Source organism: Flavisphingomonas formosensis, from assembly GCF_009755815.1.
Classification (GTDB): domain Bacteria; phylum Pseudomonadota; class Alphaproteobacteria; order Sphingomonadales; family Sphingomonadaceae; genus Flavisphingomonas; species Flavisphingomonas formosensis.
Map to the genome: position 1 here is coordinate 531,262 of NZ_WRPK01000001.1, position 24,697 is coordinate 555,958.

Here is a 24,697-nt window from a genome sequence, read left to right on the forward strand (position 1 = left end):
GACGTCGGAACTGTTCCCGGGAGACGCGCGGCATTGCATCGGCGCTCGCCTGCCTCAATATGCGCGGATACCGGGCCTAGGCAAGCGCGGCGTGCCGCGATCGGCCTGTAAGGGGATGAGACGTGTCTTTCTTGAAGAAGCTTTTCGGTGAAAAGGATGAAAGGCTGGCGCTGGCGCCGCTCTATCAGGCGGTAGTGGCGCGCGCGCGAGAGCCCTTCTGGTATGCGCAAGGCGGCGTGCCGGACACGCTCGACGGCCGGTTCGACATGATCGCGGTGATCCTTTCCACCGTTCTGATCCGGCTCGAATCCGAAGGCGAAAAGGGGATGGGGCCGGCCGCGCTGGTCACGGAGCTGTTCATCGACGACATGGACGGTCAGCTTCGCCAGATCGGCATCGGCGACATCGTCGTCGGCAAGCATGTCGGCAAGATGATGAGCGCGCTGGGCGGCCGCCTGTCCGCCTATCGGGAAGCGCTGACCGGCGGCATCAGCCTGGATGCGGCGCTGACCCGCAACCTTTATCGCGGCGAGGCTCCCGAGCCTGCCGAGCTCGCCCTCGTCGAGGAGCGGCTGCGCGGCTTCCACCGCGCACTGATGGCGAGCCCGTTCGATCGGGTGATCGACGGGGTGCTGCCGCAGCCATGAATGGCATCAACGAATTTTGCCGCCCTTACCGGCTCGATACGCTGGGCGGCGCGCGCGCGGTTCACGTTGCGGCGGACGAGAAGGAGCGGGCGGCGCTGGCGGAGCGGTTCGGCCTGCTATCGCTGGCGAAGCTGGAAGCGGATGCCACGCTGCGGCGCGAGGGCGACGTCGTCTGGGCCGAGGGCGAGGCGACTGCCGATTACGAACAGGCCTGCATCGCGACCGGAGAGCCGCTGCCGGCGCACCGCCTCGTGCCCTTTCGGCTGCGCTTCGTGCCCGAGGCGCAGAACGGCGGGGGCGAGGAGGAGATCGAGCTCAGCGACGAGGATTGCGACACGCTGGAGCATGACGGCGGAGCGATCGATCTCGGCGAGGCCGTTGCCCAGACACTGGCGCTGGCGATCGACCCGTTTCCACGCGGCCCCCATGCCGATGCCGCGCTGCGCGATGCTGGCGTGATCGGCGAGGAGGATGCCGGCCCCTTTGCCGCGCTCAAGGCGCTGCGCGACAAGCTGTAGACGTCTCTTCCCGCGTCACCCCAGCTTTCGCCGAGGAGACGGAAGAAAGGCTGACGTGACCAGCCCGGTCTCAGAAGGGGACGTCGTCGTCCAGATCGCTGCCGAAAGGATCGGGCTGGCGCGACTGGCCACGACCAGCGCCGCCTGTGCCACCGCCGAAGCCGCCCGAGCCGCCGCTGCCGCCGCCGAATCCTCCGCCGCGGTCGCCATAGCCGCCATCGTCGCCCCAGCTGGAGCCGCCACCGCCACCACCACCGGAACCTCCGCCCGTACCCTCGCCACGGCCGTCGAGCATCACCATGACGCCGCTGAAATTCTGCACGACGATCTCGGTCGTATAGCGATCCTGGCCGGACTGATCCTGCCACTTACGGGTCTGCAGCGAACCCTCGATATACACTTTGCTGCCCTTGCGCAGATATTGTTCTGCGGTGCGCGCGATGCTCTCGTTGAAGATCGCGACCGAGTGCCACTCGGTTCGCTCGCGCCGTTCGCCGCTCGCGCGATCCTTCCAGGTTTCGGAGGTCGCGATGCGCAGGTTCACCACCTTGCCGCCGTTCGAGAAGCTGCGCGCTTCGGGATCGCGGCCCAGATTGCCGACGAGGATCACCTTGTTCACGCTGCCTGCCATTCATGATCTCCTGACGCACGCACGGGCTAGCCGGCGGCGATTCACTTTCTGCAAAGCGGATCGTTTAAAGCATCGGGCGGATGCGTGGGAACCGCCTTTGTCCGAAAAATATGCGTGCGCTGCGGCGGCGGTTCAGAGGCCCAGCGCCGTCGCTGTCCAGAAGGTCGCGCCGGCGGCGAGCCAGGCGAGCGCAAACAGATAGCCGAGCGCGAAGAGGGGCCATTTCCAGCCATTGGTCTCGCGCCGCATCACCGCGATGGTGGACATGCATTGCGGCGCGTAGGCGAACCACATCAGGAAGGCGAGCGCGGTCGGCAGCGGCCATTTGCCGTGCAGCCGGTCGCCGAGCGCGCGATCGGCATCCTCGCCCTCGCCCTGGATCGCATAGACCTGCGCGAGCGCGGACACCGCCACCTCGCGCGCCGCCATGGCGGGGATGATCGCCACCGACATCTCGTGGTTGAAGCCGATCGGCTTCACGATCACGTCGATCACGGAGGCGATGCGCCCGCCGATTGAATATTCCAGCTGGTTCTCGCCCGCCGGCGCCTTGGGCAGGTTGAGCAGCACGCACAGCGCCAGGCTGACCGAGAGGATGATCGTGCCGGCGCGCTTCAGGAAGATCGTGGCGCGGGTCCACAGCCCGATCGCGATGTCGCGCACGCTCGGCCATTGATATTTGGGCAGCTCCATCAGGAAGCCCGAATGGGCGCCCTTCGCCACCGTGCGGCGCAGCACGAAGGCGGCGAGCATCGCGGTCAGGATGCCCACGATATAGAGGCCGAACAGCACGAGGCCCTGCAGTCCGATGCCCAGCCCCACGTCGCGCGCCGGGATGAAGGCGCCGATGATCACGGCGTAGACCGGGAGCCGCGCCGAGCAGGTCATCAGCGGCGCGATCAGGATGGTGGTCAGCCGGTCCTTGGGATCGTCGATGGTGCGCGTCGCCATGATGCCGGGTATGGCGCAGGCGAAGCTGGAGAGCAGCGGGATGAAGGCGCGGCCGGAAAGGCCGACCCCGGCCATCAGCCGGTCCATCAGGAAGGCGGCGCGAACCATGTAGCCGGTCGCTTCCAGCAGCAGGATGAAGAAGAACAGGATCAGGATCTGCGGCAGGAAAACGACGACCGAGCCGACGCCCTCGATCACCCCGCTGACGATCAGCGTGCGCAAAAATCCCTCCGGCAGCGCCTTCTCGACTGCAGCGCCGAGCGCCGTCTTGCCTGCGTCGATCATGTCCATCGGCGCCTGCGCCCAGCTGAACACCGCCTGGAACATGAGGAACATCAGCGCGGCGAGCAGGAGCGGTCCGAAGATCGGATGCAGCGCGATCGAATCCACCCGATGCATCCAGCGGCGGGCGCCATGCTCCTCCACCGTCGCGGCGAGCGAGATGGAGCGGGCGCGGCGCTGGAGCGCGGCGATGTCGGTCGGCACATGCTGGGATGAGCGGATCGTGGTGGCGCCGTTGCCGACCAGCGTGCCGAGCACGGCCTTCAGCTCCTCGATACCGCGCTTGCGAACCGCCACGGTGGCGACGACCGGCACGCCCAGTTCGCGCGAGAGCGCTTCGGCATCGATCTTCAGCCCGTCCCGCTCGGCCATGTCGTACATGTTCAGGGCGAGGACGACCGGCAGGCCGAGGGCGATGAGCTGGAGCGCGAAGCGCAGATGATTGTCGAGATTGCTGGCGTCGACCACGATCACCAGAGCGGCGGGCAGTCTTTCGCGGCCCTGCTTGCCCATCACCACGTCGCGGGTCACGGCTTCGTCGGGGCTGACTGGATCTAGGCTGTAGGTGCCGGGCAGATCGACCAGCTCCACCGGGCGGCCATCCGGCAGGGCGAGCCGGCCGGATTTACGCTCGACCGTGACGCCGGGATAGTTTCCAACCTTCTGGCGCGCGCCCGTCAACGCATTGAACAGGGCGCTCTTGCCGGCATTGGGATTGCCGACCAGCGCAACCAGCGGCGAGGGGTTCATCAGGCTTCGGCCGGCTCGACCGAAATCGCTGCGGCCTGCGCGCGGCGCAGCGCGATCGTCATGCGGCCCACCTTGCAGGCGATGGGATCGCGGCCGACCGGCCCCTGATGCAGCGCTTCCACCTTGACGCCTTCGTCAAAGCCGAGTTCCCGCAGCCGGCGTGCCTCGTCGGGACGCATGGCCGACCAGTCGATCACGGCGACATGGGCGGGTTTGCGCAGCGGTAGTTGATCGAGACGCACGGCTTCGGATTCCAGTTCGCTATATCAATGCGACTGATTATCAATAACCGTGCGCTTTTGCCAGCATGTTAATATGCGGTAGTCCGATAGCTCCGCTTGCCTTCGCAACCGGTGTCCATCCTTGCTCGAACTGGCGGTACCGTCTCGGTTCAACGATTTGACACAGGCGGCTGGCGGACCGGTGAAACTCTCAGCGGACCGGATAGCGTAGCCGGCCGAGCAGCCGGGCCGGGCTGAAATGGCGATCGCGATCCGGCCGCAATTTGGCCTTCAGCGACTCGAATCGCATGACGCCGTCGATCCGCCGATCGAGGAAGGCATGCGTATCCGCATCTCCCTCGCTTTCATCGTCGATCCAGGCGAGCAGCGTCGCCGCATATATGGCGGCCAGCGTGCTGCGCTTGCTGTACCACGCAAAATCGGTCGACTGGTCGCCGGCCAGCCGCCACATCGCGTCCGCGGACCGCCAGCCGATGCGCGCTGCCGTGGCGAGATTGCCGGGCAGCGCCAGCAAGGCGAGTGCGCGGCGCAGCGCCTCCTTGTTGGGCGCGGCGATCGCAAGGCGCGCCAGAACCATCGCGCGGATGCGCTCGCGAATCTTCATCGACGCCAGCCTGTCCGACGGCAGCCGCTGCACCATTTCGGCATCGACCAAGCCGATCCAGGCATCGATCATGCCGATCGGACCATCGGGAAAGGCCAGCTTCGCGCGATCGGCCGGCACCCCGATCTCCGCCGCAGCGGAGGCGAGCGCGGCATCGCTCCAGCCGTCGAACGCGGCATGCGCGGGGATGCGAGGCGCCAGGGCGGCGCGCAGTTCGTCCAGCGTCATCTCATCGGGCATGGTCATGGCGTCAGCATAAGGCGGCTGCCCGCCGCTGGAAACCGCCTTCCTGCCGATGTTGCGCAGCATGAGCGCAAAACCGCGCTTTTCCGGGTGCCCTGCGCAGCTTGTACCGTCTGCGACACCGCGTCTCGTAAAGCCAATGACAGACCGTTTCTGCTGCGCTACGATCCCTGCCTGTCCGGGTCATAACCGGACCAATCAGGGGAGCGAGCGAAACCATGGCAAAATTCTTCGGCAATCTCGGCGCAGTAATCGGGGTCTCCGTACTGCTCCTGCTCGTCGTCATTTTCGCACTGCATCGAGACGTTGTCGATGCGTCCTACATGCGTAGCTTCGTTCTGTTCCTGCACGTCCTGTGCGGCGTCATGTGGATCGGCCTGCTCTATTATTTCAACTTCGTGCAGATCCCAACCATGCCCAAGGTGCCCGCCGAGCTGAAACCGGGCGTGTCCAAATATATCGCTCCGGAGGCGCTGTTCTGGTTCCGCTGGGGCGCGGCGTTGACAGTGCTGATGGGCCTGATCATCGCCGGCACGCCGTGGCCGGGGCGCGACGCCTATATTCTGCAGGCGCTGATGTTCCAGTCGCCCTATCGCGTGATCGGGCTCGGCATGTGGTTCGGCCTCATCATGGCGTTCAACGTGTGGTTCGTGATCTGGCCCAACCAGAAGAAGGCGCTGGGCCTGGTCGAGGCGGACGCCGACACCAAGGCGAAGGCGGCGACCACGGCGATGATGTTCTCGCGCACCAACACGCTGCTTTCTATTCCCATGCTGTACTGCATGGTCACCCAGGCCTATCTGGGCGTTTGAGCCGGAGGCCGATCGGGACGGCGCACCAATATCATCGCCGTTCCGATCGCCGCCGCCGCCGATCAGATCCAGCACGGAAAGCTGCTCGCGATAGATCAGCCAGCCGATGGGCCGCGCTGATTGCGGGTTGCCGGCAGGCCCGCGCCGAAGACCACCGGTGAGAGGTGGCCGAGCGAGAAGATCATCAAGCCCTGCCTGGCACCTTGCCGCCAAGCGCCAGCAGTATCACCGGCAGCCAGTTGCCCGGCACGATCCGCTCGCCCACCGTCCAGGCGAAGAGCAGCAGCGGCGAGCCCCGCGAAGGTGCAATGGTGAGCGCCGGCGGCGGCGACAGCGCCTTGCGCGCCCGGTTCATCGCGGCGAGACGGGCGGTGTAGCATGCCAGCAAACATGCACATCGCATCGCTCATCAGGTTGCGGCCCGAGCCGCCAGAAGTTGGAGGCGACCGCCCCGACGGCCCGCCCTTCGCCCGACAACCGCACCCGCCAGGGGCCGCAGGCCAAGCAGATATTTCCCAATGCATTGCCGCAAGGGAGAAGCGTGCCGGGCTTGGCGCGGACAAAGCTTTTCTTGGAAGGGACGAGTCGTGCATCAGTCCCTGCATCGTCCTATCTGCCGGCAGTACCGTTGCAAAGGGAAACGCAAATGGCTTCCTTGTTCGATCCGATCCGCCTCGGCGCCATCGACGCGCCGAACCGCATTTTCATGGCGCCGCTGACGCGCGGCCGGGCGACGCGCGAGCATGTCCCGGTGCCGATCATGGCGGACTATTATGCGCAACGTGCCGGCGCCGGGCTGATCATCACGGAAGCCACGGGGATCAGCCCCGAAGGCCTCGGATGGCCGTTTGCGCCGGGCCTGTGGAGCGGCGAGCAGGTCGAAGCCTGGAAGCCGGTGACCGGCGCCGTGCACGACAAGGGCGGCCGGATCGTCGCCCAGCTCTGGCACATGGGCCGTGTCGTGCATCCGTCCTTTACCGGCCACGCCCCGGTCTCGTCCTCGGCGACCACCGCCCCGGGCAGCGCGCACACCTATGACGGACGCCAGCTCTACACCGAGGCGCGCCCGCTGGAGCTGGCCGAGATCCCCCGCGTGCTCGACGATTATCGCAGGGCAGCGCGCAACGCGCGGGAGGCAGGGTTCGACGGGGTGCAGCTCCATGCCGCCAATGGCTATCTGATCGACCAATTCCTGCGCGACAACGCCAATTTCCGCGACGATGCCTATGGCGGATCGATCGAGAACCGCATCCGGCTGCTCATCGAGGTGACGCGGGCGCTGATCGACGTGTGGGGCGCGGATCGGGTCGGCGTACGGCTTTCGCCAAACGGCGATTCCCAGGGGGTCAATGACAGCCAGCCCGAACTGCTCTTCCCCGCAGCGGCTAAGGCGCTATCCGATCTCGGTATCGCCTTCCTCGAGCTACGTGAGCCGGGCCCTGGGGGCACGTTCGGCCAAGCCGATCATCCGCCCGTGCATCCCCTCATCCGTGCCGCGTTCGATGGGGTGCTGGTGCTCAACTCGGATTATGACGGGATTACCGGTCAGGCCGCGCTCGATCGCGGCGAGGCGGACGCGATCGCGTTCGGCCGGCTCTTCCTGTCGAACCCGGATTTGCCGCGCCGCATCGCCGAGAAGCTGCCGCTCAACCCGAACGACATGGCGACCTGGTATGGGCCGGGCACTGCCGGTTATACGGATTACCCGTTGTACGAGGCGGCTTAAGGCGCGCGCCTCCCTCTCCCCCTCGCGGGCTGCGGTATTCATACGTCTTTGATTTTGGCGATTGTTCTTCGTCACTCCAGCGGAGGCCGGGGTCCTGCTCAACGGTCACCCGGCTGCCTGTCGAGAGCGATGCCAGCTTCCGCTGGCATGACGTGGAAAAATGAAATCAAACCGATGCGTGAAGCCGGCAGCTCTTGCGCGAGGGGGAAGTCGTATGTCTGCCTTTCAGGCGAAGCGCTGCTTGAGGTCCAGCATGGCGAGCGCGGCCTTGGCTGCCTCGCCGCCCTTGTCCTTCTCCGTCGGCCGGGCGCGGGCGAGGGCCTGTGCTTCGTTCTCGACGGTCAATATGCCGTTGCCGATCGCGAGACCGTCGAGCGTCAGCGCCATCAGCGCGCGGGCGCTCTCGTTCGACACGACCTCGAAATGATAGGTCTCGCCCCGGATCACTACGCCTATCGCGACGAAGGCGTCGTAGCGCCCGGTTTCGGCCGCGAGCGCCACCGCGCCAGGAATCTCCAGCGCGCCCGGCACGGTGATCGTCTCATGTCTGTGGCCGGCCTCCTCGATCGCGGCGCGGGCGCCTTCGATCAGCAGGTCGTTGAGATGATCGTAGAAACGGGCTTCGACGATGAGGACGCGGGCCATCAGTCCAGCCCTTCGGGGATTGCGCGCTCGCCGGCGATATTGAGGCCGTAGCCCGCGAGCGCGACGAGCGTGTGATGCGAATTGGTGAGCAGCACCATGTCATGTACGCCGAGATCGGCGAGGATCTGGGCGCCGATGCCATAGTCGCGCAGGTCCATGTCCGGTTCGCCGTCGCCGATGCTGGCTCCGATCGAGCGCGGCGCGAGCAGCACGATCACGCCAGCGCCCTCGCGGCCGATCTCGGCCATGGCACGCTGGAGCAGGCGTTTGCGGTCGCCGGGCTGGCCCAGCATGTCGCCGAACAGCGAGATTGCGTGGACGCGCGCGAGGGTAGGCGTGCCGGGGGTGACGCGGCCTTTCTGGAGCACCAACGTCTCGGCGCCATCCACCTTGCTGCGATAGGTGAGCACCCGCCAGTCCCCGCCATAATCGGAGGTGAAGGGCGCTTCGCGCACCCTTTCCACCAGGTGATCATAGCGGCGGCGATAGGCGATAAGGTCCCTTATGGTACCGATCTTGAGGTGGTGCAGCTGCGCGAAGGCGACGAGATCGTCCATTCGCGCCATCGTGCCGTCATCCTTCATGATCTCGCAGATCACGCCCGAAGGATTGAGGCCCGCGAGCCGCGCGACATCGACTGCCGCTTCGGTGTGGCCGGCGCGGACGAGCACGCCGCCCGGCCGCGCAACGAGCGGGAAGACATGGCCGGGCGTCACGATCTGGTCCGCGCCCTTGGAGGCGTCGATCGCCACGGCGATGGTGCGCGCGCGGTCGGCCGCCGAAATGCCGGTGGTCACGCCTTCCTTCGCCTCGATCGAGACGGTGAAGGCGGTTTCGTGCCGGGTGCCGTTGTTGCGGCTCATCAGGCCGAGGCCGAGCTGATCGACGCGCGACTTGGCCAGCGCGAGGCAGACCAGGCCGCGGCCATGCCTCGCCATGAAGTTGATCGCGTCCGGCGTCGCCATCTGGGCGGGGATGACGAGATCGCCCTCATTTTCCCGGTCTTCGTCGTCGACGAGGATGAACATCCGGCCGTTCTTCGCCTCGTCGATGATCTCCTCGGGCGAGGAGAGGAAGCCGTGGCGGAGGCGGGGTAGCGATTCAGCGGACATGACGAAGCTGCTCCATGCGCCCCAGATAGCGGGCGAGTGTGTCGATCTCGATATTGACCCGGCGGCCGGGGGCGATGCCTGCGAAGCTGGTCATCGCCACGGTATGGGGAATGAGGTTGATCGAGAAGAGCACTCGCGCCTCCTCATCCTCGACGAGGTTGACCGTCAGCGAGACGCCGTCGATCGCGATCGAGCCCTTGGGCGCGATATAGGGTGCCAGCGCGCGCGGCGCGGCGAACAGCACGCGGTGCGAATCGCCCTCCATCTGCACGTCCACCACGTCGCCGACGCCGTCGACATGGCCACTGACGATATGGCCTCCGAGTTCGTCGCCTACCTTCAGCGCGCGCTCGAGGTTCAGCGGGGTGCCGGCGCTCCACATGCCTTCCGCCGATCGCGCGATGCTTTCCGCCGAAATGTCCACCGCGAACCAGCCCGGCCCCTTGTCGACCACCGTCAGACACACGCCCGAGCAGGCGATCGACGCGCCGAGATCGATTGTCGTCGTGTCGAACACGGTGGAGATGCGCGCGCGCAGGTCGCCGCGGCGTTCGATGGCCTCTATTGTGCCTACGTCGGTGATGATGCCCGTGAACACTTGTCCATCCTCAGTCCCGGACGCGCTCGTAGACGTCCAGACGGTCGCTGCCAAGCAGGCGTGAATCCGCGAGCCGCCAGCGGCCATGTGCATCGGCGAGGTGGTCGAGGCCGATATCGCCCAGCGCGGGCCGCGCCGCGCCGATGAGGATCGGCGCGCGGTAGAGCAGCAGCCGATCGACGAGATCGGCGCTGAGGAAGGCCGATGCCGCGCCTGCGCCGCCCTCCACCAGCACATGGTCGACAGCCGCGCGGGCGATCGCCCCCGGGCTGGGCAGTGTCAGCCAGCCGTCGGGCGCCGCGCCGCGAGTCAGCACCGCGCGGAGCGGCGAGCGCGCCTCAAGGCCCGGCAGGCGCACGTCGAGGCGTGGCGCATCCGCCTCCAGCGTGCCGCGGCCGACGACGATCAGCCCGGTCCGGGCGCGCTCGAGATGGCCATGCGCGCGGGCGCGGGGGCCGGTGATCCATTGGCTTTCGCCGGACGTGAGCGCGATGCCGCCGTCCAGCGAGGTGGCGAGCTTCAGCGTCACATGCGGGCGCCCGCGGGCGAGGCGGGAGAAGAAACCCTCCATCGTGTGCGCGGCCTCGGCGGCGCGGCCGTCGAGGAAGACGGCGTTGCCAAGCCGCGCTGCGCCCTGTCCATGGGTGCGCGGATCGGGATCGATATGCGCGATGACCACGCGTCCGATGCCGGCGGCACCCAGCAGGTCGGCGCAGGCCGGGCCACGCGGCGAGACATGGGCGCAAGGCTCCAGCGTCACATAGGCGGTCGCGCCCTTCGCCGCCGCGCCGGCCTCGATCAGCGCCATCGCCTCGGCATGGGGCCGTCCACCCGGCTGCGTCCAGCCGCGCCCGACGACGCGCCCATCCCGCACGATCACGCAGCCGACCGACGGATTGGGGTCGGTTTGCCCGCGCCCACGGCCGGCCAGCGTCAGCGCGGCGCCCATCCAGCGCGCGTCGTCGGCGCTCACATCCCGAGCCGCTTTTCCAGCTCCTGGAACTGACGCTGCCGCTCGCGCCGTATCGCGTCGCGCTTGGCCTGGTCCTTCTTCTGGTCGGCCAGTATCTCTTCTTCACTGCGATTGGCCGGCCAGCTCTCGACATAGATGATCTGCGGCTGCGGCTTGATGTTGGCGTCGATCGCGAAGCCGACGATGATCAGCATGGGCATCGCGATGGCGAGCAGCGCAAAACCCACTCGCGTGCGATCGCGGGTGGCGAGGAATGCACGCAAATCTCGCCAGGCGGCGGCGGGCGAGGAAGGCCGGGGGAACCACATCGTGCCTAGATAGGCGGAGCTTCCCCCCGAAGAAAGCCCTCTCCCGTGCCGTGCGGGAGAGGGAAGAGCGCTCACGCCTGGAGCTGGAAGCGCACCGTCATCGTGCGCCAGCTCTCGACGGGCACGCCGTCACGCGTCGCCGGCTTGAAGCGCCAGTGGCGCAGCGCCTGCTGCCTGGTCGCCTCGAAGAAGCCGGGATCGGTGGAAGAGACTTCGTCCACCTGCTTCACCCGCCCGTCGATGCCGATCAGGATGCGGATCTCCGCCTTGCCTTCGATCTCGGCGCGGGCGAGCGCGGCGGGATAGGGGGGCTGCATCGCATCGGCGCTCATGTTTGGCCGGGCCTGCACGAACACCGGATCCGATATTGCGATCTGCGGTATCGTACCGGTGCTCGGCAGCAAGGGTGGGAAGGTGGGTGTCTGGTCGACCTTGAGAACCGTGTCGGTTGCGTCCCGGGTGGGGACTATGACGTCAGGCTTGGTGATCTGTTCCGGCTTGTGCGTCGGCTGTTGTCTCGCCTTTTCCTGATGTTTTTCTATCGGGGGCGGCGGTGTCGTTTCGTCGACAGGATAGACTGTCAAAATTGGAATCCGGTGCTGAATGAACTCCGGCGGCGACAAGATAATCGCGGTCAGCACCACCGTGTGGGCGGCGATGACGGCACCCATGCCGAACGGGTGCCTGGATCTGGCGTCGAGGAAACCTCCTTGCTGCATGCTATCCTCCATCCCTCGTTGAGCGGCTTTTGCGCCGTCTGGAAGAGGATGTTACAACATATCGATACGATATCATATATCCTATTTACGATTCAGCCTGTCTCATTTCGGTGCTGTTTTTAAGATATTGGTAAACGCTCCTGGGCGAAGATTAGCATGCGGGTGCGGGCGACCCGAATCTGACGAAACGGATCGCGATGCGGAACTCGACTGCGCTGATTTTATCGGAAGCTTCGGCGCCGCAGCGCCGTTGGCTCGGCATGTCGACAGCGATTATCTTCCTCGTCGTGGTGATGATCGCCACGCAGATTACCGGCTTCGTCTATACGCGCGGACAGCAGCAGGATCTGATCGGCCTTCGACAGGGCACGCGCGAACTGCGCATCGTGCAACAGGCGCTGGTCGATGCGCGCGGCGGCGTCGAAGATTATCTCCTCACCAACGAGGAAGGTTATCTGCAGAGCTATTTGTGGGCGGTGGACGCGATCGAGTCGCGGCGCACCACGGCACTGCGCGCCCTCGACGACGTCACAGCGCCGCAGGACGTGGCGCGTGGCCAGCGCCCGGCGCTGGTGGCGATCGACCAGCTCGAAAATGTCTGGCGCGAGGCGATCGCGCTGGCGCGCTCGGGCAAGCGAGACGAGGCTCAGGCGTTGCTGATCGACGGCAATACCCGCCAGCTCGTCGTGCAGGTGCGCGGTGCGGTCGCGCGCTATCTCGACATCACCAACAACAAGGGCTCGGCGCTTGAGGAGCGCATCTCCAATGGCAGCAGCCTGGTGATGGCGCTGCAGGCGACCGGTGGCGTGTTGACCCTGATCTGCCTGATCTACGCTTTCTACAATGGCGCACGCGAGGCCCGCGGGCGCAGGGAGGCGATGAATGCGGCCATCGCTGCGCGGCGTCAGGTCGAGACGCTGTTCGAGATGACGGACATGCTGCAGAGCGCGTCCGGTTATAACGACGCCAACGCGGTATTGCGCGCGACGGCGGACCGGCTGCTGCCGGATTTCGGCGGGGAACTCTACATCTTCAACAATTCGCGCGATCGTCTCGATCTCGCAACCTCCTGGGATCTGCCGGAAACGGTGGTCACCCAGCCCACCGTGTCGCCCAATCATTGCTGGGCGCTGAAGCGCGGCAAGCCGCACATCAACCGCCCCGGAAACGGCGCGCTGCATTGTGAGCATCACAAGGACGGCGGCACCGTATTGGAGATGCCGATGATGGCGCGCGGCGAGGTCTTCGGGCTGCTGCGCGTCCATGCCGACGGCGCGGATGCGGCGGACCGGCTTGAATCCGTGCAGGCCATAGCGACGGCGCTCGGCGATGCCATGTCGCTGGCGCTGTCCAACATTGCGCTGCGCGAGAAGCTGCGCAACCAGGCGCTACGCGATCCGCTGACCGGCCTCTACAATCGCCGCTTCATGGAAGACACGATGGATCGGCTGGTCCATCTCGCCGATCGCAACCAGAGCCCGATCGCCGCGGTGATGATCGATCTCGATCACTTCAAGGCGCTCAACGACCAGCATGGCCATGCGATGGGCGATACCGTGCTGCGCGCCGCGGCCACCGCGATCACGTCCGTGCTGCGGCAGAGCGACGTCGCCTGCCGCTATGGTGGCGAGGAGCTGATCGTGATCCTGCCTGATTGCGACCTGGACGGCGCCGAAGCCAAGGCGGAGACGCTGCGCCAGCGGATCGAGGCGCTGTCCGACGTCCATGGTGCGCGCATCACCGCGTCCTTCGGTGTCGCGGCGATCCCCGAGACGGCGAACCAGGCGGGTGACCTGATCACCATGGCCGACACTGCGCTCTACCGCGCCAAGCAGGCCGGGCGGAACCGTGTCATGTCCGCACCGCGCCGCTCCGGCGAGGCCCCCTCGGATGACGGACGCGGCGAGCCGGACCTGCTGAAAGCCGCCGAATAGCTTGAACCGGGGCCGGTTCCCCTCCATCTTGGCCGCGACAGACGGGGTGGAGACTGTGAATGGCGACTACGGCGACCGCGACCGAAACTGATCTCGTATTGACGCCTCCGGCGCCGGTTCCGGCGGTTGCGCCGGAAAAGGCGGCGGGGCTGGTGCCGATCACCGAAGCCCAGAAGACGCAGCTCGATCAGCGCGTCGAGGGTTTTGTCGCAGAGCTGGTGGCGCTCGATGCGAACAGCCCGGATTTCGGCAAGAAGGTGGACCAGATCACCAATATGGGGCGCGCCGAGATCCGTGAGGCTGCCGGCCAGTCCAACCGCTTCCTCGATCGCCCGGTGCGCGCCATGGACCAGGAGTCGGGCGTCGGCGCCGATCTCGCCCAGTTGCGCCGCACCATCGAGGATCTCGATCCCGGCAAACAGGGTGACCTGATGGCGCCGCGCAAGCTGTTCGGGCTCATCCCCTACGGTTCGAAGATCCGCAATTATTTCGACAGCTACAAATCGGCGCAGAGCCACATTGCTGCCATCCTCGAGAGGCTGGCGGGCGGCAAGGACGAACTGATCAAGGACAATGCCGCGATCGATGTCGAGCGCCAGAGCCTGTGGGCGGCGATGGGCCGGCTAGAGCAGATGATCCACGTCTCCAAGGCGCTGGACGCGAAGCTCGAATCCACCGCTGCCGACCTTGAGATCACCGATCCCGCCAAATCCAAGGCGATCAAGGAAACCGCGCTCTTCTATGTGCGGCAGCGCACCCAGGACCTGCTGACCCAGATGGCGGTGACGGTGCAGGGCTATCTGGCGCTGGACCTCGTGAAGAAGAACAATGTCGAGCTGGTGAAGGGCGTAGACCGTGCTTCGACCACCACCGTCTCGGCGCTGCGCACCGCCGTCACCGTCGCGCAGGCGCTCACCAACCAGAAGCTGGTGCTGCAGCAGATCACAGCGCTCAACACTACCACCGCCAACATCATCGATTCGACGGGGGAGATGCTGCGCACCCAGACGGGCGAGATTCATGCCCAGGCCGCGGCCTCGACGATCCCGCTCGATACGCTGCAGCGTGCCTTCCAGAATATTTATGCGACCATGGATTCGATCGACACCTTCAAGCTTCAGGCATTGGGATCGATGAAGAAGACCGTCGACGTGCTGAGCCAGGAAGTCGAGAAATCGCGCGGCTATATTGCACGGGCGGAAGGCGCCGCTCAGTCGCAGACCGAGCCGTTCAAGCCGGTCGAGGGCTGATGGTCGATTCGAGCCGGGTAATCGAGCAGGCGGAGGCGATGCTCCGCCGAATCTCGCCGGAAGGCCGGCGCCAGGCGCGGCGCGCGCGCCAGCGCCGGTTCGAGGCGTTGCTGCGCCGCTTCTTCCGCGCGGCGGTGGCGGCCCTGTTGATCACCATCGGCGTCGGCGCGTTCGGCCTGCTCGTCGAGCCGATCGGGATGACCGGCCTGCTGCTCGCAGCGCTCGCCATCGCCTTCGTCGCCGCGATGATCCTTTTCTGGCCGTCGCCCGCGCCAACCCCGGAAAAGCTTGCCACGGCCGATCTCACCCTGCTGCCGCAGCGCACCGAAGAATGGCTGGAGCGGCAGCGCCCGGCCCTGCCCGCGCCAGCCGCGCGGCTGGTCGATGGGATCGGCGTAAAGCTGGAAGGGCTCGCGCCGCAACTCGCTGGCCTCGATCCGCGCGAGCCTGCGGCCGTCGAGATCCGCAAACTCATCGCAGAAGAACTGCCCGAGCTCGTTTCCGGCTATCAGCGCGTGCCGCAGTCGCTGCGTCGCGAAGTGCGCAACGGGATCTCCGCGGACAAGCAACTCGTCGACGGGCTGACCGTCGTCGATTCCGAGCTTGCTCGCATGACCCAACAGCTTGCGACCGGCGATCTGCAGAAGCTGGCGACGCAGGGCCGCTATCTCGAACTCAAATATAAGGGCGACAGCGAGTTGGGAAACTGAGGCGACTCCCGCCCAGCTGCGCGGTTTTTCATCGTTCGGTGGGGGCGAGAGGACGGAGGCGCCCCTCGCCCATATCGTCGTCTCCGGCCACAGCCCAGTAGCGCAAAGTCATCGCTTCAGCTCCGCTGCCGCGCTCCAGATGAGCCGGATAAACGCTACGAATCCAAGCGGTTGCTCTTCTCCATGGCGCCGCCCGTCCACACCGGGAAGAAACGTGGAGATTTTCGTGCAGGTCCGCTACGCAGCGCTCAGGCAACCACCCCCTTTCCCCCCGGCGAAACGGCGACTAAGAGGCCGCCGGGCGGATTACAGGATACGCACATGAAACTTTTGTCCGGCAATTCGAACCTGCCGCTCGCGCAGGCAATCGCCGACTATCTCGAGATCAAGCTGACGGATGCCAGCGTGCGGCGTTTCGCCGACGAAGAGGTGTTCGTCGAAATCCATGAAAATGTGCGCGGCGAGGACGTGTTCGTCGTGCAGTCCACCGGCTTTCCAGCCAACGACAATCTCATGGAACTGCTGATCTGTATCGATGCGCTGAAGCGCGCGTCAGCCAAACGGATCACGGCCGTCATTCCCTATTTCGGCTATGCCCGGCAGGATCGGAAACCCGGTCCGCGTACGCCGATCTCGGCCAAGCTGGTCGCCAATCTGATCACCGCCGCGGGTGCGAACCGTGTGCTGGCGATGGATCTGCACGCCGGCCAGATCCAGGGCTTCTTCGATATCCCGACCGACAATCTCTATGCGGCGCCGGTGATGTCTGCCGATATTCAGGCGCGCTTCTCGGGCAAGAAGCTCACGGTCGTCTCGCCCGACGTCGGCGGGGTGGTACGTGCCCGCGCGCTCGCCAAGCGGCTCGAAAACGCGCCGCTGGCGATCGTGGACAAACGGCGCGAGCGTCCGGGCGAGTCCGAAGTCATGAATATCATCGGCGACGTTTCCGGACGCTTCTGCATCCTGATCGACGATATCGTCGATTCTGCCGGCACGCTGTGTAATGCCGCTGCGGCGCTCCTCGAAGCGGGGGCCGAAGGCGTCGTAGCCTATGTCAGCCATGGTGTGCTTTCGGGCGGCGCCGTGGCGCGCGTCGAGGGCTCGGCACTGACCGAGCTGGTGATCACCGATTCGATCGGCGTGCCCGACGCGGTGGCCAAGGCGGGCAAGATCCGCCGGCTCACGATCGCGCCGCTCTTCGCCGAAGCGGTGAAGCGCATCGCCGACGAGACGTCGGTCTCCAGCCTTTTCGACTGAGGGCCGTTAGGAAACGCGAAGGATCGCGTTTCCGAGACGGCCTTCGACCCGCTATCCGGTCGGCGTGCCGCCTGTCGATCGAAAACGAAACGGCCCGGCTTCCTGTCCAAAGGAGGCCGGGCCGTTCCTTATGGCCGGAGCGGCCTTGCGGCCGCTCGGTGCTATTCCGCCGTCTTTGCGGCGGCAGGCTTGCGTCCGCGCTTCGCGGGCGTCTTGATGGCGCCCTCGGCGGGGGCCGTCGCACGCGGCTTGCGCGGGGCTTTCACCTCGACCGGCTCGCTCACCTTTGGTTTGCGGCCGAGACCGATCTTGATCGCCAGTGCCTTGCGCTGATCGGCATAGTTGGGCGCCACCATCGGATAGTCCGCCGGCAGCTTCCACTTCGTCCGATACTGGTCCGGCGTCATCTGATAGTGTGTCATCAGATGCCGTTTCAGCATCTTCAGCTTCTTTCCGTCTTCGAGGCAGACGATGTAGTCCGGCTTCACAGAAGAGCGCACCGATACGGCCGGCGTCAGCGGCTGCGGTTCGGGTTCGCTGGGCGAGCCAAGCCCGCTCAGCGCATTGTGCACTTTTTGAATGAGGCCCGGCAGATCGCCGACCGGTACATTGTTGTTGCCGACATGCGCGGCAACGATGTCTGCCGTCAGAGCCAGCAGCGTTTCCTTCGATTCATCCGTCATGCTCGACCCTCCGTCTGGCAGATGACCCATATTCTGCAATCATCGCCACCGATGGCCATGAAACCTTTCCGTTTCCTTTCCAGCCGAAAGAAGCATCCGCCAATATTTCAGGCGGCTGCCTTCGACTTTCCGCGGCTCATTGAAGCGACGATGCTGTGCATTGCAGTCCTGCTATCGCACCACATCTCAAGCAAAATTGCAACGGCAGATCAGGCAAGTTAATCCTATTTGATCTTGCGGAACGTTGCGTCCCGACATCTCCCAGGATGCTTGCGGCCGGATATGCATTGCCGACGCGGAAATTCGGATTCCGGAACCTGCCGCCGACGGATGATTTTGCTTCTGCGTCGCACGGAACACGCCAAGAATTTTTCCGTTCGTCGGACGCTTCTACTTCGACATGGAAGATGAATTTTTGCCAATGATTGCGGAGTGCTCCCTTCACAACGCGTTCGTGTCGCAAAATGAAAAAGCGGTGCCGCCGGGGGGTGGCGACGCCTATGATCGCCCCGCTATAGTATAGCCACACAAACGCGTGGCCGGCTGCGGTCCAAGCCATGCAAAAGACTGGCGTGGCCGGCTCTGGGAGAGGGAATGCGTATGAAAGCGGTGCGGGTCCATGGGCCGGGCGACGTCAGAATCGACGAGGTTCCAACTCCCGATATCGGTCCGAACGACGTGCTCGTGCGCGTGGTGGCATCGGGTATCTGCGGGTCGGATGTCACCTATGTCACGACAGGCGGCGTGGCAGCGCCGGCTGCCGAACCGTTCGGCCTCGGCCATGAATTTGCCGGTGTCGTCGAAGTCGTGGGCGCGAACGTCGCCGCGATCGCGCCGGGCATGCGCGTGATCGTGAACCCGATGGGCGACGGCAACGGCGTTGGCAATGGCGGGCCGGACGGTGCCTTCGCGCCCTTCGTGATCGTGCGCAACGCCACCCGTGGCAGCAGCATATTGCCGATCCCGGACGACATGCCGTTCGATCGCGCCGCGCTGGCCGAGCCGCTGTCGGTCGGTCTCCATGCAGTCAACCGCGCCGATCCGGAGCCCGGAGACAAAGTGGCGGTCTATGGCGCCGGGCCGATCGGGCTCGGCATCTGCTTCCACCTGCTGCGTCGGGGCATCACCGAGCTGGTGTCCATCGATATGTCGGACGAGCGGCTGGCACGCGCCCGTGCGCTCGGCGTCCGCCATACGATCAATCCGGGGCGCGAGGACGTGGCGCAGGTGCTGGGCGACCTGCACGGCCGGGATTCGCTGTTCGGCTGGTCGGTGATCGGTACCAACATCCATATCGAGGCGTCGGGCGCGCCGCCGGTCATCCCGCAAATTATCGGCATGGCGCCCCATGCGGCAAAGCTGATCGTAGTCGCCGTCTATCACAAGCCGGTGCCGGTCGATTTCCAGATGGCGCTGGGTAAGGAGATGTCGATCATCACTTCCTGCGCCTATCCGAACGAGTTCCCCGCGGTGATCGAGGCATTGGCCGACCCGGCCTTTGACCTGACACCGATGGTAAGCCACCGCTTCCCGCTCGACGATTTCATGGAAGCCTTTGCCACGGCCAAGGACAAAGACCGCTCCGCCAAGGTCCTCATAACCTTCGATCGATAAGGACTGCGCTTCCATGGCAACGGCGTTCAAACCGGAAACCATCCGCCTGACCGATCTGGCGGAGCCCCGGCTCACCGACCTGCAGCGTGCGGCGATCGCGGGCGCACCGGATGTGGAGCTTTCCGTCGAGGCGGTGCTCGGTGCGGCGCGCGCGGCGACCGGGCTCGACGATTTCGGCGCGCCCGATTTCAAGGAACGTCTCGCCGTCTGGCTGCAGAGCTTCGATGAGGATGCGGAGTTGGGGCCACTCGGCCGCGCCGGACAGTTCGGCGATTGCGTGCGCTATGCCTCGACGCGGTTGCGCGTCGAGGATCTCTACAAGCGTCATCCCGAGATCGAGCAGGTGGCGATCGATCGGCCGATCATGGTCGCCGGCCTGCCGCGATCGGGCACGACCCATCTCGTCAACATCCTGGCAGCGGACCGGCGGCTGCGCTCGATGCAGCTGTGGGAATCGATGGAGCCGATCCCGGTGCCGGGCGAAGGCGGCGATCCCGATCCGCGCTTCGTGCGGACCAGCGCGATGTGGGGCACGTTCGAGCAGATCCTGCCGCTGATGCCCGCCATGCACGGCATGGCGCCGGATCATGTGCATGAGGACATCGATCTGCAGGGTGCGGATTTCTCCTCCTACCTGCCCGAATGGCTGAGCCGTCCCTATCGCTGGCGCGACTATTATTTCGCGCACGACCAGACGCCACATTATGCCTATGGCAAGCGCGTGCTGAAGGCGATGACGTGGCTGCGCGGCCCTAATCGCTGGGTGATGAAATCGCCGCCGCACATGGAGAATTTCGGACCACTGATCCGCACCTATCCGGATGCGATCGTGCCCATCACCCATCGCGATCCGGTGGCCGTGATCCAGTCGGCCATCACCATGATCACCTATGGCGACCGTATCCGCCGCACGCGGATCGATCCGAACGCAACCGCCAACTACTGGATCGACCGGATCGAGGCCCTGCTGCGCGCATGCGTGCGGGATCGCGACTTGCTGCCGCCGTCGCGGTCGATCGACATCCTCTTCCACGAATATATGGCCGACCAGAAATCGGTCGTCGCGCGGGTGCTGGCGATGGCCGACCTGCCGATGACGGCACAGACGGAGAGCGACATCGACCGCTTCCTCCATGCCAATCCGCGCGGCAAGCACGGCCAGGTCGTCTATGACCTGATCGGCGATTTCGGCGTGGATATCGGCGCCGTCCGGGAGCGCTTCCAATTTTATTATGATCGCTTCCCCGTGCGGATCGAGCGGGTTGCGGGAGAGAAGGCATGAGCGCGGAACAAAGGCTGCTGTCCGGCCAGGCGTGGGACGATTTTTGCGAGCAGGTCCGCCAGGTCGGCCATATGGTCGATCAGTTCGGCGACGATGCGGATAGCCTCGACAAGGTCGAATGGTATCGGTTCGTTACCCGGCTGATGCGCAACGGCTTCGAACGCTATGTCGAGAATTGCGAGCCGGAGCGGCCGCGCCTGCGCGATGCGCCCTGGCGGCAGGGGATCAATTTCCAATCGCCGGACCAGGATCACCTGCTGACCGAATTTCCGGACGGCACGCACGACTATCGCATCACCGGCAATCGCGGCACCTTGCCCTATTTCGTGATGGCTGCCTGGACGGCGCGCCAGCCGGCCGATGCCGGCGCGCGCGACTGGGCGCATCGCGGCACGCAGGGGCTAGAGGAGTTCGATCCGGCCATGCTGCGCACTACCAGCTTCCTCCAGAGCGACGCGATCCGCTTCGATGCCAAGGGCAATTTCGAGGTGATCGTGAGCCAGGAGAAGCCGGCGGACGGCAAGGACTGGCTGCCGATCACCGCGGATTGCGTCGGCCTGCTGGTCCGCACCGTCTATCATGAGCGGGACAAGACCGTCCCTCCGACGATGACGATCGAACGCATCGACCGGCCCGCGCCCCGCCCGGCCGATGCGGACCTCATCGCCGGCGGCCTCGCCAAGGCGGGGCAGATGACGCTCGCTTATGCCGAGCTGGTGCGCAGCTGGTGGCAGGACAATCTCGGCAAGCGCCCCAATCGTATCCGTTTCAGCCGCGCCGTCTATCTGTCCAACGGCGGCGTGCCGGATCGGCATCACGGTTTCGGCACCTGGCAGTGCGGGCCGGACGAGGCGCTCGTCCTCTCCTTCATGCCCGTCGCGTGCGACTACTGGATCTTCCAGCTCTGCAATATCTGGCAGGAAAATCTGGACAATTACGAGGACGGGCAAGGCTATATCCAAAAATATACCGCCCGCTACGAGCCCGATGGCTCGATCCGCATCGTGATCGCGGCGCAGGATCCTGGCATCGGCGGCAATCACATCGATCCCTTCGGCCATGCCCATGGCGGAATGAGCTTGCGCTTCATCAAGACGGCGGGCGATCCGCCGCCGGTGACGCTGCACCGGGTGCCGCTTGCGGCGCTGCGCGAGAAGGGGCTTGCGGCGCTGGAGGATATCGAGCCGATCGTCAGCGGAGAGATTACCGACTGATGCTCGGCCCGGACGATCTGGTGCTTTGCGGCGGCACGCTGCAGTTCACGCCGCTGCTCGATCGCCTGGCGCCGACGGCGGAGGCCGGCTTCGCGGGCCTCTCGCTGTTCGCCGCCGATTGCGAGCGCCTGGCGGCGGACGGAGTGGCGCTGCGCGACATCCGCAGGCGGATCGATGATCACGGGCTCGCGATCACCGATGTCGAGATCATCGGCAATTGGCTGCCCGGCCGGGCGCAGCCGCCAGGCATGCCGACATGGATGGCCGAGCTGCTCGATCGGCTCACGCCCGAGGCCATGCTGCCGATCGTGGTGGAGCTCGGCGCCAGCGTCGTCACCGTGGGCGAGATGTTCGAGGTGTCTTATGACGCCGAGCTGATGGCGGAACGCTTCGCCGCGATCTGCGATCTCTATGCGCCGCACGGCATCGACGTGGCGTTGGAATTCATCGTCGGCGGCGGCATTCCGTCGCTCGGCAAGGGATGGGAAGTGGTGCGCCGCGCCGGCCGGTCCAACGGCAAGCTGGTGCTCGACAGCTGGCATCTGTTCCGCAGCGGATCGACCCTGGAGGAGCTGGCGCAGATCCCGGGAAGCGCGATCGGCAGCGTGCAGATCAACGATGCGCCGGCTCGAGCGAGCGACGATCTCGCCCGCGAGATGATGCGCGGTCGCCTGTTGCCCGGCGAGGGCGGGTTCGACGTCGCGGGCGTCGTCCGCACGCTGGACGCGATCGGATCGCGCGCGCCGATCGGCGTCGAAGTTTTTTCGGAGCGGCTGTCCGCGTTGCCGCCTGGCGAGGCGGCGCGGGAATGCGCCCAGGCAGTGCGGGCCCTGATCGCCCAGACAAGGAGCAAGGCACAATGAGCGGATCGGACATGCCCGGCGCAGTCGTCGTCGGCACGGGCTTCGGCCTGTTCACCCATGTGCGCGCGTTGCGCGATGCGGGCTTCGAAGTGCGTGCCATCGTCGGCCGGAGCCGCGCGCGTACGGCCGAGCGTGCCGCTCCGCTCGCCATTCCGCTGGCGACTGACAGCCTCGCCGAGGCGCTGGAGGACCCCAGGGTCGAGCTGGTGACCGTCGCGACGCCGCCGCACGCCCATTATGACGCGGTGATCGAGGCGGCACAGGCGAAGCGCCACATCGTCTGCGAAAAGCCCTTCGCGAAGGACCTCGCCCAGGCGCGCACGATGCTGGCCGCGGCGGAGGAGGCAGGCATCGTCCATATGCTCGGCGCCGAGTTCCGCTTCGACACGCCCCAGGCGCTGCTGCGCCGCGTGATCCAGGACGGCGCGATTGGCACCCCGCTCCAGTTCCTGCGCATCTATCATCAGCCGGGACTGCAGGATCCGAACGAAAAGCTGAGCGACTGGTGGGAGGACGCCGATCAGGGCGGAGGCTTCCTCGGCGCGTTCGGCTCGCACATGATCGACCAGGTCCGCTCCTCGCTCGGCGAGATCCGTACGGTGAGCGCGCTGCTCCAGACGATGGCGCCGGGCCGGCCGACGATGACCGCGGACGACTCCTACAGCCTGCAGATGCAACTCGAAAATGGCGCGCATGCGATCCTGGTGGCGGCGATGGCGGCCCCTGGCCCGCTGGTGATGACCACCAAGGTGGTGGGTACCAGGGGTGGCGCCTGGATCCAGAGCGGCGCCACCTATGGCGATCCCGAGGAGGTTTGGGTCAGCGATGCGCAGGGATCGCGGAAGATCGACACGCCCGCCGATCTCGTCAATCCGCCGGCGACGCCCTTCCCGATCGCCGAGTTGATCCAGACCGAGCAGGACCGCTGGCACACCATGGGCATCGACGTGCCGCCTTATGCGCGCCTGTTCCGCGAGATGAAGACGCGGATGCGGGGTGAGGTATGGACCGAACGTGAGACGGCCGGGACCTTCCGTGACGCCGCCGCCGGTCAGGCCGTCATGGACGCCGCCCGGCGATCGGCGAAAGAGGGGCGTGTCGTCGAGGTCGAACGGGTGTGAGGGATGGATTTCCCCTCCTTTGCAGGGAGGGGAAAGGGACTTAATCCACCAGCTTGGCGACGGGCACTTCCATCACCGGCACCGATTCCGGCAGGCCGCCCAGGCTGACCGCACAGCGCGAGGAGAGGTTGAAGGTGACGAGGGCCACCGCCATCTGCGCGATCTCCGCTTCGCTGAACTGGCTGCGGATCCGGGCGGCCGTCTCCGCCGGGATTGCGGCGGGATCGCCGAGATAGGCGTCGGCGAAGGCGATGGCCGCGCGCTCGCGGTCGCTGAAGCCTTCGTCCATCCTGTCGCTGTTGAGCTGCGCGATCCGTTCCTCGGTCAGCCCGTCCTGCTTGGCAACGTCGTAGCGCACGGCCTTGCAGACCGTACAGTTCACGCTCTTCGCGTTACGCAGGCGCAGCAGCTCCAGCAGCGTCGGGGAGAGAGTGCCGTCCGTCCACACGCCGCCGCTCAGCGTCACCAGCGTGTCGAGCGTTTCGGAGGCCAGCGCCAGCGCGCTGTCGCGGATCAGATTGCCGGTGCCGGCGGGTGCAGGCGCCGAAATGCGGGAAATACCGCCCATCACTTGTCCTCCATCGCGTTGAACAGCAGCGCCAGCCGGATCCGCCCGTCGATGACGCCCAGCGCCTCGATCAGCGTCACCAGCCCGGCGTCGCCGAAATGGGAGATCACGGCCGCGGCCGCGTCATCGGTGATCGTATCCGGCTCGATCGCATAGAGCTCGGCGAGGTCGAGCGCCGCGCGTTCGCCGGCCGTGAACAGCGCCGCGTCGGACCAGTCGCCGGCCAGCACCGCCGCTTTCTTCGCCGCATCGACCGGCACTTTGCCGGCGCTGCGTTCGCCATCGGCCTGGTGCATGCGTGCGATCAGCAGGCGGCACAGCTCGAGCAGGGGGGCGGGGATGCGCGGCTGCGTCCATACCGCCTGGGTGAATGCCTCGAACGCAGCGGCGGTTTTGCCAGCCGGGCGCAATCGCTCGTCCAATGTCAGGCTCGTGTTCAT

The 24,697-nt window shown here is 65.9% G+C and carries 27 protein-coding genes; 13 read left to right on the plus strand and 14 right to left on the minus strand.

The window, feature by feature from the left end:
- Window positions 1–122: 122 nt before the first annotated feature.
- Window positions 123–647, plus strand: coding sequence for a ubiquinol-cytochrome C chaperone family protein (locus GQY20_RS02580; protein WP_157215466.1), 525 nt, complete (start codon window positions 123–125; stop codon window positions 645–647).
- Entirely contained in the window at window positions 644–1,165 is a 522-nt protein-coding gene (locus GQY20_RS02585) for a YceD family protein (RefSeq protein WP_157215467.1), read from the plus strand. Before GQY20_RS02580 ends, GQY20_RS02585 begins: the two co-directional genes overlap by 4 nt.
- 70 nt (window positions 1,166–1,235) lie before the next feature.
- Here the strand turns inward: GQY20_RS02585 and ssb are convergent, their stop codons facing one another.
- From ssb to GQY20_RS02605, 4 genes are all read right to left on the minus strand, one after another.
- Entirely contained in the window at window positions 1,236–1,796 is a 561-nt protein-coding gene (gene ssb / locus GQY20_RS02590) for a single-stranded DNA-binding protein (protein ID WP_157215468.1), read from the minus strand.
- Between the two features lie 132 nt (window positions 1,797–1,928).
- Window positions 1,929–3,779: a ferrous iron transporter B gene (gene feoB, locus GQY20_RS02595; RefSeq protein WP_157215469.1), complete on the minus strand. Its 1,851-nt coding sequence runs from the start codon at window positions 3,777–3,779 to the stop codon at window positions 1,929–1,931.
- Window positions 3,779–4,021: a FeoA family protein gene (locus GQY20_RS02600; RefSeq protein WP_157215470.1), complete on the minus strand. Its 243-nt coding sequence runs from the start codon at window positions 4,019–4,021 to the stop codon at window positions 3,779–3,781. Before GQY20_RS02600 ends, feoB begins: the two co-directional genes overlap by 1 nt.
- A 190-nt stretch (window positions 4,022–4,211) precedes the next feature.
- Window positions 4,212–4,871, minus strand: coding sequence for a COQ9 family protein (locus GQY20_RS02605; RefSeq protein WP_157215471.1), 660 nt, complete (start codon window positions 4,869–4,871; stop codon window positions 4,212–4,214).
- Window positions 4,872–5,086: 215 nt separating this feature from the next.
- Here GQY20_RS02605 and GQY20_RS02610 point away from each other — a divergent pair, with 215 nt between their 5' ends.
- On the plus strand, window positions 5,087–5,680 hold the full coding sequence (locus GQY20_RS02610) for a urate hydroxylase PuuD (protein WP_157215472.1): 594 nt from the start codon (window positions 5,087–5,089) through the stop codon (window positions 5,678–5,680).
- 184 nt (window positions 5,681–5,864) lie between these two features.
- Here the strand turns inward: GQY20_RS02610 and GQY20_RS02615 are convergent, their stop codons facing one another.
- Window positions 5,865–6,068 (minus strand): hypothetical protein, encoded by a 204-nt coding sequence (locus tag GQY20_RS02615; RefSeq protein ID WP_157215473.1) that lies wholly within the window; start codon window positions 6,066–6,068, stop codon window positions 5,865–5,867.
- Between the two features lie 258 nt (window positions 6,069–6,326).
- Between GQY20_RS02615 and GQY20_RS02620 the strand changes: the two genes are divergently transcribed.
- Window positions 6,327–7,406: an alkene reductase gene (locus tag GQY20_RS02620; RefSeq protein WP_157215474.1), complete on the plus strand. Its 1,080-nt coding sequence runs from the start codon at window positions 6,327–6,329 to the stop codon at window positions 7,404–7,406.
- A gap of 225 nt (window positions 7,407–7,631) precedes the next feature.
- Here GQY20_RS02620 and ribH read toward each other — a convergent pair whose 3' ends face one another.
- From ribH to GQY20_RS02650, 6 genes are all read right to left on the minus strand, one after another.
- A complete protein-coding gene (gene ribH, locus GQY20_RS02625) occupies window positions 7,632–8,051 on the minus strand; it encodes a 6,7-dimethyl-8-ribityllumazine synthase (RefSeq protein WP_157215475.1) in 420 nt (139 codons plus the stop codon).
- Window positions 8,051–9,163, minus strand: coding sequence for a 3,4-dihydroxy-2-butanone-4-phosphate synthase (ribB, locus tag GQY20_RS02630; protein WP_157215476.1), 1,113 nt, complete (start codon window positions 9,161–9,163; stop codon window positions 8,051–8,053). The genes ribH and ribB overlap by 1 nt, the downstream gene beginning before the upstream one ends.
- Complete coding sequence (locus tag GQY20_RS02635; RefSeq protein ID WP_157215477.1) at window positions 9,153–9,761, minus strand: riboflavin synthase; 609 nt, start codon at window positions 9,759–9,761, stop codon at window positions 9,153–9,155. The genes ribB and GQY20_RS02635 overlap by 11 nt, the downstream gene beginning before the upstream one ends.
- A 10-nt stretch (window positions 9,762–9,771) precedes the next feature.
- Entirely contained in the window at window positions 9,772–10,734 is a 963-nt protein-coding gene (gene ribD / locus GQY20_RS02640; RefSeq protein ID WP_332836073.1) for a bifunctional diaminohydroxyphosphoribosylaminopyrimidine deaminase/5-amino-6-(5-phosphoribosylamino)uracil reductase RibD, read from the minus strand.
- Window positions 10,731–10,997 (minus strand): hypothetical protein, encoded by a 267-nt coding sequence (locus GQY20_RS02645; RefSeq protein WP_157215478.1) that lies wholly within the window; start codon window positions 10,995–10,997, stop codon window positions 10,731–10,733. The genes ribD and GQY20_RS02645 overlap by 4 nt, the downstream gene beginning before the upstream one ends.
- A 116-nt stretch (window positions 10,998–11,113) precedes the next feature.
- Window positions 11,114–11,761: an energy transducer TonB gene (locus GQY20_RS02650; RefSeq protein ID WP_157215479.1), complete on the minus strand. Its 648-nt coding sequence runs from the start codon at window positions 11,759–11,761 to the stop codon at window positions 11,114–11,116.
- A gap of 260 nt (window positions 11,762–12,021) precedes the next feature.
- On the opposite strand from GQY20_RS02650, the gene GQY20_RS02655 reads away from it, so the two are divergent.
- From GQY20_RS02655 to GQY20_RS02670, 4 genes are all read left to right on the plus strand, one after another.
- Complete coding sequence (locus GQY20_RS02655) at window positions 12,022–13,695, plus strand: diguanylate cyclase (protein ID WP_198350815.1); 1,674 nt, start codon at window positions 12,022–12,024, stop codon at window positions 13,693–13,695.
- A 59-nt stretch (window positions 13,696–13,754) separates the two neighbouring features.
- Window positions 13,755–14,945 (plus strand): toxic anion resistance protein, encoded by a 1,191-nt coding sequence (locus GQY20_RS02660; RefSeq protein ID WP_157215481.1) that lies wholly within the window; start codon window positions 13,755–13,757, stop codon window positions 14,943–14,945.
- Window positions 14,945–15,655, plus strand: a complete 711-nt coding sequence (locus GQY20_RS02665) for a hypothetical protein (RefSeq protein WP_157215482.1) — start codon at window positions 14,945–14,947, stop codon at window positions 15,653–15,655. Before GQY20_RS02660 ends, GQY20_RS02665 begins: the two co-directional genes overlap by 1 nt.
- A gap of 321 nt (window positions 15,656–15,976) precedes the next feature.
- Complete coding sequence (locus tag GQY20_RS02670) at window positions 15,977–16,912, plus strand: ribose-phosphate pyrophosphokinase (protein ID WP_157215483.1); 936 nt, start codon at window positions 15,977–15,979, stop codon at window positions 16,910–16,912.
- Window positions 16,913–17,073: 161 nt separating this feature from the next.
- Here the strand turns inward: GQY20_RS02670 and GQY20_RS02675 are convergent, their stop codons facing one another.
- Window positions 17,074–17,595, minus strand: a complete 522-nt coding sequence (locus tag GQY20_RS02675) for a MucR family transcriptional regulator (protein WP_157215484.1) — start codon at window positions 17,593–17,595, stop codon at window positions 17,074–17,076.
- A 594-nt stretch (window positions 17,596–18,189) separates the two neighbouring features.
- Here GQY20_RS02675 and GQY20_RS02680 point away from each other — a divergent pair.
- The 5 genes from GQY20_RS02680 to GQY20_RS02700 are packed head-to-tail and all read left to right on the plus strand — an operon-like array spanning window position 18,190 to window position 23,689.
- The gene (locus GQY20_RS02680; protein WP_232475855.1) at window positions 18,190–19,209 is read left to right on the plus strand and encodes a zinc-dependent alcohol dehydrogenase; all 1,020 of its coding nucleotides are present in this window, start codon (window positions 18,190–18,192) and stop codon (window positions 19,207–19,209) included.
- A 13-nt stretch (window positions 19,210–19,222) separates the two neighbouring features.
- The gene (locus GQY20_RS02685) at window positions 19,223–20,491 is read left to right on the plus strand and encodes a sulfotransferase family protein (RefSeq protein WP_157215485.1); all 1,269 of its coding nucleotides are present in this window, start codon (window positions 19,223–19,225) and stop codon (window positions 20,489–20,491) included.
- Complete coding sequence (locus GQY20_RS02690; RefSeq protein WP_157215486.1) at window positions 20,488–21,705, plus strand: DUF1214 domain-containing protein; 1,218 nt, start codon at window positions 20,488–20,490, stop codon at window positions 21,703–21,705. The genes GQY20_RS02685 and GQY20_RS02690 overlap by 4 nt, the downstream gene beginning before the upstream one ends.
- On the plus strand, window positions 21,705–22,568 hold the full coding sequence (locus GQY20_RS02695) for a sugar phosphate isomerase/epimerase family protein (RefSeq protein WP_157215487.1): 864 nt from the start codon (window positions 21,705–21,707) through the stop codon (window positions 22,566–22,568). Before GQY20_RS02690 ends, GQY20_RS02695 begins: the two co-directional genes overlap by 1 nt.
- On the plus strand, window positions 22,565–23,689 hold the full coding sequence (locus GQY20_RS02700; RefSeq protein ID WP_157215488.1) for a Gfo/Idh/MocA family protein: 1,125 nt from the start codon (window positions 22,565–22,567) through the stop codon (window positions 23,687–23,689). Before GQY20_RS02695 ends, GQY20_RS02700 begins: the two co-directional genes overlap by 4 nt.
- Window positions 23,690–23,729: 40 nt before the next feature.
- Here GQY20_RS02700 and GQY20_RS02705 read toward each other — a convergent pair whose 3' ends face one another.
- Complete coding sequence (locus GQY20_RS02705) at window positions 23,730–24,257, minus strand: carboxymuconolactone decarboxylase family protein (RefSeq protein ID WP_157215489.1); 528 nt, start codon at window positions 24,255–24,257, stop codon at window positions 23,730–23,732.
- Entirely contained in the window at window positions 24,257–24,697 is a 441-nt protein-coding gene (locus tag GQY20_RS02710) for a carboxymuconolactone decarboxylase family protein (RefSeq protein ID WP_157215490.1), read from the minus strand. Before GQY20_RS02710 ends, GQY20_RS02705 begins: the two co-directional genes overlap by 1 nt.